This is a genomic window from Dyella sp. SG562 (genome assembly GCF_011759495.1).
Classification (GTDB): domain Bacteria; phylum Pseudomonadota; class Gammaproteobacteria; order Xanthomonadales; family Rhodanobacteraceae; genus Dyella_D; species Dyella_D marensis.
The window spans coordinates 133,121-146,096 of the sequence record NZ_JAAOYS010000010.1 but is presented as its reverse complement, the minus strand read 5'-3'; the positions used below and the strand labels follow the sequence as shown (position 1 = coordinate 146,096).

General features: G+C 66.4%; 6 protein-coding genes. 3 read left to right on the top strand and 3 right to left on the bottom strand.

Going from position 1 to position 12,976, the window contains the following annotated elements; translation table 11 throughout:
- Positions 1-166: 166 nt before the first annotated feature.
- Entirely contained in the window at positions 167-2,398 is a 2,232-nt protein-coding gene (locus tag FHW84_RS17885; RefSeq protein ID WP_208399854.1) for a LamG-like jellyroll fold domain-containing protein, read from the bottom strand.
- Positions 2,399-2,737: 339 nt separating this feature from the next.
- Here FHW84_RS17885 and FHW84_RS17880 point away from each other — a divergent pair, with 339 nt between their 5' ends.
- Positions 2,738-4,267, top strand: coding sequence for a beta-xylosidase (locus tag FHW84_RS17880; RefSeq protein ID WP_167257342.1), 1,530 nt, complete (start codon positions 2,738-2,740; stop codon positions 4,265-4,267).
- A gap of 85 nt (positions 4,268-4,352) precedes the next feature.
- Here FHW84_RS17880 and FHW84_RS17875 read toward each other — a convergent pair whose 3' ends face one another.
- Together FHW84_RS17875 and FHW84_RS17870 are read right to left on the bottom strand one after the other, a co-directional pair.
- Positions 4,353-6,737: a carbohydrate-binding protein gene (locus tag FHW84_RS17875; RefSeq protein WP_167257341.1), complete on the bottom strand. Its 2,385-nt coding sequence runs from the start codon at positions 6,735-6,737 to the stop codon at positions 4,353-4,355.
- Between the two features lie 18 nt (positions 6,738-6,755).
- Positions 6,756-6,986 (bottom strand): hypothetical protein, encoded by a 231-nt coding sequence (locus tag FHW84_RS17870; protein ID WP_167257340.1) that lies wholly within the window; start codon positions 6,984-6,986, stop codon positions 6,756-6,758.
- 262 nt (positions 6,987-7,248) lie between these two features.
- Between FHW84_RS17870 and FHW84_RS17865 the strand changes: the two genes are divergently transcribed.
- Positions 7,249-10,464: an autotransporter outer membrane beta-barrel domain-containing protein gene (locus tag FHW84_RS17865; RefSeq protein ID WP_167257339.1), complete on the top strand. Its 3,216-nt coding sequence runs from the start codon at positions 7,249-7,251 to the stop codon at positions 10,462-10,464.
- Between the two features lie 248 nt (positions 10,465-10,712).
- Complete coding sequence (locus FHW84_RS17860) at positions 10,713-12,971, top strand: LamG-like jellyroll fold domain-containing protein (protein ID WP_167257338.1); 2,259 nt, start codon at positions 10,713-10,715, stop codon at positions 12,969-12,971.
- Positions 12,972-12,976 lie beyond the last annotated feature (5 nt).

Here is a 12,976-nt window from a genome sequence, read left to right as displayed (position 1 = left end):
ACGGTGCAGCAGTGCGTGCAGCCAGTCACTGGCGAAATAGCGCAGGCGCGGTTGCGAAATTCGCCGCTGCAATGCGGCATGGCATGCCGCATTGCAGGGGTGCGCGTACGGGGCCGCGGATGCGTGGCGGAAATGCGGCCGTTCAAGCCCGGCCTGGCCGGCCGGATCAGCCGGCCGCCAGTACCGCCACCTCGGCGTCGGAGAGTGCGCCGCGGTAGAGGCGGAAGTCGCTTACCAGGCCATCGAGCGTCACGTCGTTGGCGAACTGCGAGCGGCCGATCCACAGGTTCGCCGCCTCCACCATCTGGCACGGGGGAAAGAACATCGCCTGGTTGCTTCCTACCACGCGGCCATTGACGTAGAGCTTGCCGGTCTGTCCGCCGAGGCTGACCGCCACGTGCACCCATTCGCCAGCGGCCAGCGGCGCCGGCGCGTTGATCACGCACTGGCCATTGTTCTGGTTCGGCGATATCACGAAGCTCAGCGTGCCGCTGCCGCCGTTCGGCGTCAGGAACATGTTCTTGTCGATGCTCGCGCCGAAGTCGAAGATGCGCGCCCAGGTCTGCCCTCCATGCCAGTACACCCAGGCGGCGATGGTGAAATCGCCGACCGTGTCCAGCAGCGAGGCGGGCAGGGCGACATAGGCGCCCTTGCCGTTCAAGGCGACGCCCGGGCGCTTCGTGCTGCCGGCGCTGCCCCAGCCCGCGCCGCCGAGCAGCTTGCCGGCGTGGCCGTGGCCGCTGCTGTCGCTGGCATTGCCGCCGGTGCCGTCGGTGAAAGCCAGATGCGTGTCCAGCAGCGTCCCGGCCACGGCCCAGGCCTCGTTCGAGGCGGCGCTTTCGCCGGTGGCGTTCTGCGCGGTGACTACGTAGTAGTACGTGCCGGCCTGGGCCGGATGGTCGCTCCAGGTCAGCAGGTCCGTGATGCCGTGGGCGACGGCGGTGTACGGGCCGCCCTTCGCCGTTGCGCGCTTGACGGTGTAGCTCTGCGCGTAGGCGCTGCCCCACCACGACAGCACGATGCGGCCGCCCAGCGTGATCGCGGTGAGGCCGCTCGGCGGGCTGCCGGCGGCGATCGGGTCGCGCTGGAAGGTCAGCGTGCCGTAGCCGAACTGGTCCGAGCCGCCGCCGCCCTCCGGTGCCGTGAGCGCGGCGAATTTCTGCGAATACGGCGCGGCGATGCCGCGGCGGTTCACGTAGTGATTGAAGATCATGGCCCACATCGGCCGGTTGTTGCCCTGGCCGCCGGTCGCGAACACCCGGTCGCTGAAGCCGGGGCCGTCGTAGGGCGCGAACGGCATCGCGTAATACGTGCTGCCCGACTGGATCAGATTGCCCTTGGCGACGTATTCGCACGCGGCCAGCACGCGGTTGTTGGCATAGCCGTACAGATCGACGCCCTGGTTCCAGGCCATTTCGCAGATGCTGGTCACCAGCGAGATGCTGAGCGTGTCGTGGCCCTGGTCGCGGCCGGATTCCTGGGTCTGGCCGAGGTAGCCCGGGTGCATGTAGTACACCATCTGCCCGATCGCGCCGTTGCCCAGGCCTTGCTTGAAGTAAGTCACCGCCGCATCGAACATCGCGCGGTTGTCGCACAGCACGCCGATGGCCATCACCGCGGCCGTCGCGCACAGGTCCCAGCTGGAATAGACGCTGAGGCTGCTGGGATGGGCGAGGTCGGCGATGCCGGCGTTCATCGGATAGAAGATCTGGCTCATCATGGACTGGAAACGCGCGAAGTCCGCCGCCTGCCAGCCCGTATACGAGCGCATGATTTCGCCCACGTTGGCAAATTGATAACCCTGGATGCCGGCGACCAGGAAGCCGTCGTAATGGCCGTCGGCCCACCAGATCTGCTTCAGCGTGGACGACCATGCGTTCATGATCCGCACGGCGCAGTCGGCGGCGTGCGTGTCGCCGGAGATCTTCCAGCGCAAGGCATTGAGGTAGGCGGCGCGGACGTCCTCGGTGAACAGCCACGAGTTGTCCTGGTCGCTGCCCCGATAGATCACCGCGCGCGGATTGGGCGTCCAGCTCGAACTTGCCTCCTGCTGCGCCAGGATGTTCAGCCAGGTAGTGCTCCATGGATAGGCCATGCTGCGCAGCTTGGCGCCCATGCGGTTGAAATCGGCCTGCGTGTGCAGCAGGCCGGGATGCACGAACGCCGCGGTTGCCGACGTCGCCGCCAGTGCATGGTCCGCGGCGATGGCGGCCAGCGAAGGCAGGCCGGCCGCGCGCAGCAGTCCGGCGGGCGCGAGCAGCGCCGCGGCGCCGACGCCGCCCAGGCCGCGCATGAAGGCCCGGCGCGACATCGCGGCCGCTTTCATCGGCGCGTCGTCCGCGTTCAGTTCTGTCCCCGGGTTTTGCTCCGGCATGTCCTCATGCGTGTCGATCGTCATCCGATTCTCCTGTTGCAATAAATGAGGGGCGATCCGCACGTATGCCGATGCGCCGAAGACGGAGTGTATGGAGGGCTCTGGTGATTCGATGTGTTGGATGCGCATGCAAATGTGATGCGAAGCGCAGGAACGGTGATCTGGCCCGGATTGACCGGCAACCGCCAGGTGCGGTTTCGTTCTTTGCGAAATTCACCGGCACAAGTTGTGTTTTACGCCAGTCGGCGTGCACGGTTGCCTGCCTCTCTGTGGCGCGCCGATACAATCCGGCGACACGTGATCACGGGGAGATGAGTCGTGCGGGGAAGGATCCATGCTTTGGCAGCAGGCTCGATCACGCTCATGCTGGCACTGCAGGGCGCGGCGCGCGCCGGCGTACCCGACCGCACGATCTCCATCGACGTCGCCGCACCGGCGACGGCGCGCAGCGGCTTCGAAACGTTCTCGGTGGGCTCGGACTATCCAGGCACCTTGCTGCGCGAAGACAGCCTCGCCCAGCTCAGGACGGTTCGTGAGGAACTGGGTTTCCGCTACATCCGCTTCCACGCCATCTTCCACGATGTGCTCGGCACCTATCGCGAGGAGCACGGCAAGCCGGTCTACGACTGGACGAAGATCGATGCGCTGTACGACAGGCTCCTGGGCATGGGCATCCGGCCCTTCGTCGAACTCGGTTTCACGCCGGAGGCGATGAAGAGTTCCGATCAGCGCATTTTCTACTGGAAGGGCAATACCTCGCATCCGGACCTGGCCAAGTGGGCCGCGCTGATCGAGGCCTTCGCGCGCCACCTGGAGCAACGCTACGGCCGCGCGGAAATCCGCCGCTGGTACTACGAGGTCTGGAACGAACCCAATCTCGCCGGCTTCTGGGAGGGCGCGGACCGGGACGCCTACTTCGCGCTGTACGACGTGACCGCGCGCGCGCTGAAACGCGTCGACCCGCAATTGAAGGTCGGCGGCCCCGCCACGGCCGGAGCGGCCTGGGTGCCCGAGTTCATCGCGCATGCGGCGAAAGCGGATGTGCCGCTCGACTTCATCACCACGCACACCTATGGCGTCGATGGCGGCTTTCTCGACGAGAACGGCAAGGAGGACACCAAGCTGTCGGCGTCGCCCGACGCCATCGTCAGCGACGTGCGCAGGGTGCGGCAGCAGATCCAGGCCTCGGCCCGTCCCGGCCTGCCGCTGTACTTCACCGAGTGGAGCACCAGCTACACCCCGCGCGATGCCGTGCACGATGCCTACCTCAGCGCGGCCTACATCCTGGGCAAGCTCAAGGCGGTGGACGGGATGGCGCAGGGCATGAGCTACTGGACCTTCAGCGATCTGTTCGAAGAACCCGGACCGCCGACGGCGCCGTTCCAGGGCGGTTTCGGCCTGCTCAATCCGCAGGGCATCCGCAAGCCCGCCTACTTCGCCTACAAATATCTCAACCAGCTCGGCAAGCAGCAGCTGGCCACCGCGGACGCGGAAAGCATCGCCACCTGGGATGGCCGCGCATTCAAATTGCTAGTCTGGCATTTCCAGCAGCCCCGGCAGGCACAGAGCAACCGCTCCTTCTATACGAAGGTCACCCCCGCGGCGCCGGCGGCCAGCGTGCGGCTCAGCATCAAGGGCCTGCCGGCAGGGCATTACCGGATCACCACGCATCGCACGGGCTACGACGCCAACGATGCGTACACCGCGTATCTGCGGATGGGATCGCCCGCGTCGCTGGATGCGGCCCAGCTGCAGAAGCTGCGCGCGCTTACCGAGGATCAGGCCGTTACGGCCCGGCTGACCGTCGCCAGCTCCGGTGCCGGCGATGCGGTGATCCCCATGCACGACAACGATGTGGTGCTGTTCGAGCTTTCGCCGGAAGGCACACGCTGATCCTGCGTGCGCGGGCAGCCCGGCTTTCAGCCCACCGCAGAGGACGCTCTTCTCCGTCCGTGGCGGAGAAGAGCGTCGCAGCCGATCACTGCTGGGACGTGCCGTAGATGACGCCGCGCGCCTCGTCCGGTCCGAGGTACACCGTGCCGAAGGTGCGCGGATCGCCGATCACGAGGGCGACGCCGCCCCACTGGTGAAGCGCGTCGTTGATCTGCACCCAGGTCGCGCCGGCATTGACGGAGCGGAACAGGCCGGTGACGCCGTTGACGGTGCCGGACAGATAGACCGTGGGGTAGCGCGATCCGCTCACCGCCTTGCCGAAGCCGACCGAGGTCGCCGACGTCACCGCGGAAGCGTCGACGCGCGCCCAGCTGGCACCGTAGTTGGTGCTGCGATACAGGCCCGACGGCGTGGCGATCCAGACGTCGCCCGCCTTGGCTTCACCGGGCACGCCGGTCACGGCGGCGGCCTGGCTTCTGAGCCAGGACGGTACGGAAGGGAGTCCCGTGTTGCTGGACGCATGCCAGCTCACGCCCTTGTCGGTGCTGCTGTAGAAGCTGCCATTGGCGCTATTCCAGGCATAGAACACATTGGTGCTGGCGCCGTCCGAAAGCATCTGCACGCCCACCGGCAGCGAAGCCAGTCCGCTGCCGCTGGCGCGCGTCCAGCTGGCGCCGCCATCGTTCGAAACCACCGGCGCGATATCGCTCGGCGCCCATGCGATGGTCTTGCCGTCGCCGGAAATGGCGACGGTGCCGCCGCCATTGGGGGAGCCGGCCTGGTTGGGGAAGCCGGTCCAGGTGGACCCGCCGTCGCGCGAAATGGAGCCGTACGAGGTGAGGTTGCTGTTGCCGTGCTGGACGATGCGCACGATGGTCGACGGCGAATTCTTGGCGAAGTCCAGCCCGGTGCCGATGCTGTCGCCGCAGGTGGGGTTGTCGGGCTGCGCCAGCGGCGCCGCGGTCAGACTGGTGTGCACGAAGCCGCAGACATCGCCGAGGCCGCTCAGCAGATGCGGACCGGAGGTGGGCGACAGCAGCGTGATCACCGCGGTTTCCTCGATACCGCTGGCGCCGACCGACCAGTGCGTCGGCTTGCCCGCGTCGGCGGCGGTCAGGTCGAAAGTGGTCCACACGATGCCGCCCGTGCCGTACATGGCATGCGCCGGGTTGAAGGGATCGAGCGCCACCTGGCCCCAGTTGCCGAAACCTGCCTGCTTCTGGCCCGGCTCGACCTGCCAGGGCGCTACGCTGGCATCGCGGATCGCATAGGTGCCGGAAGTGGGCGTGCTGCCGTCCCAGGTGGCGCCGCCCACGTCGATCCAGCTGTTGCCGCCGTCGGTGCTGCGGTACATGGTGTCCATCGGCCACCAGTGGTCCATGGTCATCACCACCAGGGTGCCGGGATGCGTGGGATCGACCGACAGGCCGCTGTAGCCGGAGGCGTAGTTGAAGCGGTCGACCGGCGTGATGTTCTTCCACGTGTGCTGCACGGTGTCGTATTTCCACACCGCGCCGGAAGTCATGCCGCCGGGCCCGATCGCATACGTGTAGTTGCCGTTGCTGTCGGTGCCGTTGCCGTAGGTGACGTAGAGATTGCCGTCCGGCCCGATCTGGCCGCGCTGCGGCAGCTGGTTGGCGGGGCCGCCGGAAACGGGATTCCAGGTGGCGCCGGCATCGTTGCTCACGTAGAGCGTGACGCCGCTGCTCGCCGCGGCGCGCGTCGACACGCCGGCGTAGATGGTCCGGGTCGGCGTGCCCGCCGTTTCGCCGGCGGGCGCGAAGGCGATGAACACCACGCCGGCGCCGGTGCCGTCGCTGGTCAGCGCGGTGAAGCCGCTCACCTGCGACCACGTCGCACCCTTGTCCTTGCTGGTCCACAAGCCATTCTGTCCGGCGACCTGCACCGGCACATTGGAGTTGGCGGTGCTGTAGACGGCGTTGGAAGTGCCGTAGAAAAGCACCGAGCCGTCATTCGGGTCGACCTGCAGGCGTTCGCCGGCATTGCGCCCGTCTTCATTGCCGCCGACGCGGAAGCTCAGCGGGTGGGCGGTGAAACTCCTGCCCTGGTCGGTCGATACCAGCACGGCGCCATTGGCGGCCCAGGTCTTGACGTACAGGCCCGCCACCATGAAGAGCATGTTGGGATCGTGCGGATCGACGGCGATGCTCTCGATGCCGGTCCAGGATTGATTGGACGGCGCCGTCGAATCGTTCAGCGCCACCCATTTGCTGGATGTCGCATCCAGGCGATAGGCGCCGCCCACGTCGGTGCGCGCGTAGAACAGGCCCTGTTGTCCAGGGTGCGCGACGATGCCGTCGACATAGCCGCCGGCGACGATGCGCACATTGTTCCAGGTGTAAGGAATCTGTGCGGTCTGCGCGGAAAGCATCGCCGCATGCGACAGCGAAAGCATGGCGGCGCCACAGGTCAGCCCCCGGGCGATGGCTCGGTGTAAGCGCTTGTTCATTACCCCTCCAGATAGGTGTCAGATCAGGCCGCACCGTGCGTCGCAGGTATTTGCCGCCGGCGGATCGAATGCTTGTGCCGGCGCGATCGCGATGAGGATGTTCGGTGCGCGCTCGTTCGAGCGACGAGCAATGTACTTCGAAATGTTTCCGGAACACCGCGTGTCGAAGTCGATCGCGCGATGCGTTCCGGCATTCGTGATGCGCGGCACACAGTGCACTTGCGTGACGCTGACGAGATTTTCGATCACTAGTCATTTGGGGCCAAATTCGCGCTCTGGCTCACCGTTTGAAAAATTCGCGCGCATGCATCGTTGCGCGATCAAGTACTTTTTAATGCACGGAAACACCGCATTTTTCTGCGATGCCTGAAGCGGGCAACCAGCGTGCGGACGACTGATTCCGCAGGGGGAATCGCCACTGCCTACCGCATCGATGCACGCCGCCGATGCGCGCCGCGCGTTGGCTGCCTTGCCTGCGGGAAGGGCACTCCATCTCTCGCAAGGCATACTCATGAAGCATGCAGCAACGCGCATCATCGCCTCGTCCGTGGTCATCGCCAGCCCGTTCGGCTTCATCAATACGGCGCTGGCCAACTGCACCAGTCCCGGCGGATCGAACGCGACGGTGAGCTGCGACAGCACCGCGCCCAATCCCTATACCGCGCAGATCGGCGCCGGCAGCAGCGAAACCACCGTCACCACGGTCGACGTGCAGAATGGCGCCACCATCAATGTGGGCGCCACGCAGAACGCGATCAGCCTGGGCGACGATGCGCTGATCACGCTCCACGGCGGCGCGCTGGTCACCAACAGCCCGAGCGGCGGCAGCGGCAATGGCGGCGGCTACAACCTCGGCTACAACACGGTGGAGTTCCGCAACAACGGCAGCCTGGTCGTCAACGCCAATGCGCAGCTGACCCAGACCGGCAGCGCCGCCGCCAAGGCGGTCAACGCGGTCGGCTACGGCAACACCATCACCAATTACGGCACCATCAGCTCCCAGGGCGCGCCGGCGGTCTGGTTCCAGGACCAGGTGACGCAGGCCGGCGCAGTCAATACCGTGGACAACTACGGCACCATCCAGACCGGCGCGAACGGCGGCAACGCCAGCGCGATCGGCAACGCCGGCAACGGCGACGTGGCCGTGTTCAACCGCAGCGGCGCCGTGGTGACCGGCAATATCGCCTTCGCCGGCGGCAACAACGAGGTGACGCTGTATACCGGATCCAGCGTCACCGGCACGATCGACGGCGGCAGCGGCAGCAGCAGCCTGACCCTGGCGGGTGCGGATACCGGCACGCAGCAAGGCGCGCTGCTCAACTTCAGCACGCTCACCAAGGTGGACGCCGGAACCTGGACACTGGCCGGCGACATGAAGAACACCAGTGCGAATCCCGATGCGCAGCTGGGCATCTATGTGCAGGAGGGCACCCTGGTGCTGGCCTCCGACAACGCGGCGTTCAGCGGTTCGGTCGCGGTGTACGGCGATGCCACCTTGCAGCTCGGCGATGGCGGCGCGGCCGGCGGCATCAACGGCGACATCGCCAATGACGGCACGGTGGCGTTCGATCGCACCGGCACCTATGTATTCGGCGGCAGCATTTCCGGCGCGGGCGGCGTCAACCAGCTCGGCAGCGGCACGGTGATCCTCAACGCCGACAATCCGTACACCGGCAATACCCAGGTGAGCGCCGGCACGCTGGCGGTGGGCGACAGCAGCCATGCGAGTGCCGCATTGAGCGGGGGCGGCGCCATCAGCGTAGCGGCCGGCGCGACGCTCGGCGGCTATGGCAGCGTCAGCGGCAGCGTGACCAGCGCCGGCACCATCGCGGTGGCCGATGCGTTGCCGGCACTGGGCAGCGCCAAGGGCAGCTTCACCGTCAATGGCAGCTTGAACAATAACGGCCTGGCGCAGGTGGGCGGCACCGGCACCGGCAACCGGCTGGTGGCATCGAGCTACGTCGGCGGCGCGGGCAGCGTGGTGGCGCTCAATACCTATCTGGGCGGCGACGGCTCGGCCTCGGATCAACTGGTCATCAATGGCGGCACCGCCACCGGCAGCACCGCCTTGCGCATCGCCAATGCGGGCGGCCCGGGCGCGCTGACCTCGGCCAACGGCATCCAGGTGGTGGATGCGATCAATGGCGGTACGACTGCCGTCAATGCCTTCACGCTGGCGAATTCGGTCGCGGCGGGCCCCTACGAGTATTCGCTTTATCGCGGCAGCACCGATGGCAGCAGTGCGCAGAACTGGTATTTGCGCTCGCAGCTGGATTGTTCGCTGATGCCGCAGGCGCCCGTGTGTGCGGCGCCGGCACCTGCACCGGCACCAGCACCAGCGCCAGCGCCAGCACCAGCGCCTGCACCAGCACCTGCACCTGCACCAGCGCCTGCGCCGGCACCAGCACCAGCACCAGCACCTGCACCAGCGCCTGCGCCGGCACCTGCGCCAGCACCTGCGCCAGCACCTGCACCTGCGCCTGCACCGGCACCAGCACCTGCACCTGCACCAGCACCAGCACCAGCACCAGCACCTGCACCAGCGCCTGCGCCTGCGCCGGCACCAGCACCTGCACCAGCACCTGCACCAGCACCAGCACCAGCACCTGCACCAGCACCTGCACCAGCACCTGCGCCAGCGCCAGCGCCAGCACCAGCGCCTGCACCGGCACCGGCACCTGCGCCAGCACCAGCACCAGCACCAGCGCCTGCGCCGGCACCAGCGCCTGCGCCAGCACCTGCACCAAGCCAGGCAGCCGTTCCGCTCTATCGCCAGGAGGTGTCGCTCTATGCGGCCATTCCGTCGATGGCGCTGTCCTACGACCTGCACCTGGTGGACAACCTGCGGGAACGCGTCGGCCGGGAAGCCACGGCCGACGACGGCGGCGGCTGGACGCGCGTCATCGCGCAGCACGACCATCGCGATGGCGGTACGGCCGGCATCTATGGCAGCAAGGGCCCTCAATACAGCGACGACATGTATGCCCTGCAGGCTGGCATGGATCTGTATCGCGATGAGCAGGGCGGCAGCGGCGACGTTGCCGGCGTCTATGTCGCGCTCGGCCAGATCGCCGGCGACGTCAAGAACTTCACCGGCCTCAGCGCCGGCCGCGACCGCCTGCAGAACTACACGCTCGGCGGTTACTGGACTCATCGGGATCCCTCGGGGTGGTACACCGACGCGGTAGCGCAAGGCAGCAGCTACAAGGTCAAGGCCAGCTCCACCCGCATGGCGCCGCTGAAGACCGAAGGCCGCGGCCTTGCCGCCTCGTTCGAAGGCGGCTACCGGGTGCGGCTGCACGACGGCTGGGTGTTCGAGCCGCAGGCACAGCTGGTCTATCGCCATGCATCCTTCAACGACGCCGACGACGCCGCATCCAGCGTGTACTTCAGGAATGCCCGCGCGCTCGCCGGCCGCGTCGGCAGCGAAGTCGACAAGAGCTGGTCGATCGGCGGCACGCCAGCGCATCCCAGGGCCTTGACCGCGTGGCTGCGCGCCGATCTATGGCGCGAATTCAGCGGCGATACGCAAGTGGCCTTCTCGACACCCGCGGCACCGATGAATTTCCGCACCGACCTGAAGCGCTCGTGGGTGAGTCTGCGCGCCGGCATGAGCGCGCAGCTGACGCGCAACGTCTTCGTGTACGCCAGCGCCGGGCATGACTTCGGCGTCAACGATCACGGCAAGGGTTATAGCGGCAAGGCGGGGCTGCGCATCGACTGGTGACGACTTCGGCACGGCATGGATTTGCGCTGGCATCGATATCGATTTGGATATCTGCGAATGCCGATTCCGCATAGCTCTTCGGCCCGGTCGGCGACAGAGCGCAAAGAAAGCGCATGCCGTTTCTCAAAAACTACCATTTGCCCCTGAATGACATGGCGCTGTCCGGGCAGCTGGTGCACAACTGTTGCCGATTACTTCCCCCATCGTGCCGCTGACTGCATGTCCGACGGCGATCAAGGTGAAAACCCATGAAGCAAACCAACCATCCCGAGCCCACTCCCCAGCTCGGTGCCGATACGCACGACCTCATCGATGACAGCTCTCGCCGCCGCTTCATCGGCGGCCTGGGTGCCGGCGCCTTGCTGCTCGGATTCGGATTCGGCGTGGGCGAAAGCCGCGCCCGCAGCCTTCCGCCATCGGGTTCCGCACCCGCGGGCAGCCCGCTGATCACCGGGCGCTTCAAGCATCCGGGCCTGCTGGCCGACGAAGACGATTTCGCGCGCATCAGGAACAAGATCAAGAACGGCGAGCAGCCGTGGACCAAGTGGTGGCAGAAACTGTGCGCCTCCGGCGACACCTCATTGACGGCCAAGCCCAATCCCCAGCCGGCGTGCTATCGCCAGGATGGAACGAAGTGGGCCCTGTACAGGGATACCCAGCGGGCATTCTGCCTTGCCTTGCGCTGGAAGATTTCCGGTGAGGAGGCTTACGCCAAGTCGGCCGTGGAAACGCTCGATGCGTGGTCATCGACCTTGAAGATCATCGGGACCGTTCCGCCAGGTTCCACCGCGCACGACGACCACACGTTCTACCTGATGTGCGGCATGCAAGGCCGCCAGTTTGCCAACGCCGCGGAAATCATGCGCACCTACTCGGGCTGGTCGGCGGCGGGCGTGGCGCGCTTCCAGGACATGCTGCGCAACGTATTCGTGGGCCCGATTTCCAAGGGACTGCACGGGCACCTGACCGACGGCGGCCTGTGGAGCTTCGCCAACTGGGACTATGCCGCGCTCGTCGGCACGCTGGCCATCGGCGTGTTCTGCGACGACATCGACCTGTACCGGCAGGCGATCGACTACTACACCGGCAACAATCACGGTGACGTGCACACGCAGTTCGGCAATGGCATGGCCATGCACAGCGTGTATTTCGTGCATCCGGGCCACCTCGGCCAGTGGCAGGAAAGCGGGCGCGATCAGGGCCATTCCACGCTCGGCATGTCGCTGGGCGGCGATTTTCTCGAAATGGCGTGGAAGCAGGGCGACGACCTGTATTCCGCCTTCAACAACCGCTTCCTGGCCGGCGCGGAATACGTGGCAAAGTCCAATGTGCTGGACAAGAACGGCAAGCAATACGTAATGCCGTTCGCGCGCCAGTCCAGTCCCACCGGCCTGTTCACCGCCGCGGCCAACCAGTCCGGCCCTTCGTTGCGTGGTTGCTGGGAAACCATCTACAACCATTACGTCAACCGCATGGGCATCGACGCGCCTTACATCGCGCAGATGACGCACGACACCGAGTTCAGAAACCCCGATGGCGGCAGCGACGACATGCCGTACACCACGCTGTGGAGCCGGCTGGACGACTACGCCGGATCGCTGCGCGCGCCGTTCGGCGTGTCGGGTTTCTGCAGCGAAGGCAAGGTGACGCTTTCGTGGTGGGGCGGCAAGGGTACGTTGTCCTATCTGGTCCAGCGCGGCAGCAGCGCGAACGGGCCGTTCAGCGTGATCGGCTCGGTCCCTGGGGATGCAACGCGCACCTTCAGCGACACGCCTGCACCAGGCGTGTGGTACTACCGGATCCAGGCCAGCAACGGCCTCAATCTCGTATCGCGTGCGGTACGCGTCGCGGTTCCCGGTGAGTTGCGCTGCTCGATCGAGCTTACCGACGGCAGCGGCAACACGGCCATGGGCTGGATCACCTCGCCCGATGGCGAGCGGCTGCGCGGCGACGGCACGCTGATGAACGGTGCGAGCTGGGGCGCGGGCCGCCTGCCGGGCAGTGCTTCGCTGCTGTTCGACGGCAAGCAGTCGTACGTGCAGCTTCCGGCTGGAATGATGACGGACGTCGCCGATTTCACGCTGTCGATGTGGACCTTCGCCAATGCGCCGCTGCATTGGGATACCTGCCTGCTGTTCATGGGACTGGATGGCGGCGCCTGCATGTTTCTTGCGCCGCTGTCGGGCCGCAACGGCGGCAGGTTGCGCTTTGGCATCACCGCCTCGGGCGTCAACGGGACTCAGGCGGTCGAAGCCGATCAGGCCTTGCCATTCCGCCGCTGGGTGCACGTTGCGGTGACCTTGCGTGGCGGCACGGCCAAGATCTATATCGATGGCCGGCTTGCTGGCCGTGACGATTCCTTCGAGTTGTCGCCGCGCCAGCTGATCGATCAGAAAAGGCTGCTCGGCTGGGATGGGGGACATGCGTCCTTCGATGGACGCATCGAGGATTTCCGTTTCTATTCCATGGCCTTGAGCGACGCCCAGATCGCGGCGCTGGCCAAGTAACCGCA